The following is a 1,722-nucleotide window of genomic DNA, read 5'->3' on the forward strand; positions in this document are numbered from 1 at the left end:
AGGAATGGGATTCATGGACTGCTGATCCGAGATATGTTTATCAATATAGAGACATATTTATATAAAGAAAATTAAAGCACCGATAATTTTTAGATACATATCAAGGTATAGTATTTCATTTTTTAGGTGAAGCACTACTGCCTGCGCAGTAGTGCTTTGCCATATTCTTAAGTATTAATGGTGATATTATGCAAAAGTTATGGATAGGATTAAGCGTGATTATTTCGTTACTGCTTAGCGGTTGTACGAGTAGTTACTTTAAATTACCTGTGCAGGAAAATCCTGAAGCATTAAAACGTTTTGATAAACCTATACAGTATTCATATGATGCTGCACATTATCCGACGAGCATTGAAAACCTGAAAACAGGCAGAACCTTTGAAAAGCAGTCTTTTTCAAAACCTCCGCAAAGAATAGTCTGTGTTTGGCAAAATTCTATTGAAACAGCAATTGCGCTTGGTGTTGGCGACAGAATTGTTGCCGGAATGGGAGTATTCAGCCCACAATACATCAAGAAAGAATACAGAAAGCAGTATGAAGATATTCCCATAAAAGGCATAGAAAATTTAGATCAGGAAACTATCTTGATGCTACAGCCTGACATGATAATAGGCTGGTATTCTACTTTTACTTCTAAATATTTACGAAGCACAGATTTTTGGCATAAAAGAGGAACAGGGACATATATTGCTGTATCATCTGCTTGGTTACCTAATGGTCAGATATTAGAAAATGAATTTAATGATATTTTAAATTTAGGGAAGGTTTTTGATAAATCGGAGAAGGCGGAAGAGATTGTTAATGCAATGAAAAAAGAAATTAATGATGTTGTAAACAATACTCGCAAATTGAAAAAACGTCCCCGTGCCTTAATACTTGCCGGTATGGGTAAACAGTTAGGAATTTACGGAGAAAACTCGTTGGCCGGAGATTTAGTAAAAAGACTGAATGGTGAATTATTGGCAGCTGATCAAAAGTCAATAAGTGCGGAGCAAATAATCGAATATGATCCTGATGTGATTTTTTATTTAATCGGAGAAACGAGATATAAAGATAAAGATACTATTATGCAAGAGGTGTACGCAAGAAGAGAATTTCAGCATTTAACTTGTACTAAGAACAAGCGTATAGTTGCGTTGCCGTTGAATGCTATTTATACGCCTGGAGTCAGGACTATGGATGGTATAAAAATAATAGCTCATGGATTATATCCTGATTTATATCCTGATCCGGGATTTTTTTAAAAATGTTATTGGAAAAGAAAAATGATAGGGGGAGTTATGAAAAAGCTTTTATTTATTATAATTTTTGGCTTTACTATTTTGCTCACCGGCTGCGAACGCAACATCTTTACTCTGCCGGTAAAGGAAAACCCAGAAGCGCTATTGCGCTTTAACCAACCGGCAGAATATGCCTATAACCCTGCGCACTATCCGGTAACTATCGAAAACTACAATACTCAGGGCGAGCCTGAGAAGATGATATATACAAAGCCGCCAGAGCGAGTGGTGGCAGTCTGGCAGAACAGCATTGAAACATTGCTGGCTTTGGGTGTGGGTGACCGCATTATTGCCGGTAACGGCGTGCCGGACAAAAAGTTTTTCCGCAAGGAATATCAGGAGCAGTACAGCAAAATACCTTATACCGGACTACAGCTTTTAGACCTGGAAACAACCATGATGCTGAAGCCTGATTTGCTTGTCGGCTGGCATTCTACCTTTG

General features: G+C 37.7%; 1 protein-coding gene and 1 pseudogene. Both read left to right on the top strand.

Annotation, left to right across the window (positions count from 1 at the left end):
• Positions 1 to 188: 188 nt before the first annotated feature.
• Positions 189 to 1,244, top strand: coding sequence for an ABC transporter substrate-binding protein (locus tag BN587_RS01180; protein ID WP_044483904.1), 1,056 nt, complete (start codon positions 189 to 191; stop codon positions 1,242 to 1,244).
• 36 nt (positions 1,245 to 1,280) lie between these two features.
• Positions 1,281 to 1,722, top strand: a pseudogene (locus BN587_RS11270) (ABC transporter substrate-binding protein); the annotation flags it as partial.

Origin of the sequence: Phascolarctobacterium succinatutens CAG:287 (assembly GCF_000434895.1) — a bacterium.
Taxonomy (GTDB): domain Bacteria; phylum Bacillota; class Negativicutes; order Acidaminococcales; family Acidaminococcaceae; genus Phascolarctobacterium_A; species Phascolarctobacterium_A succinatutens_A.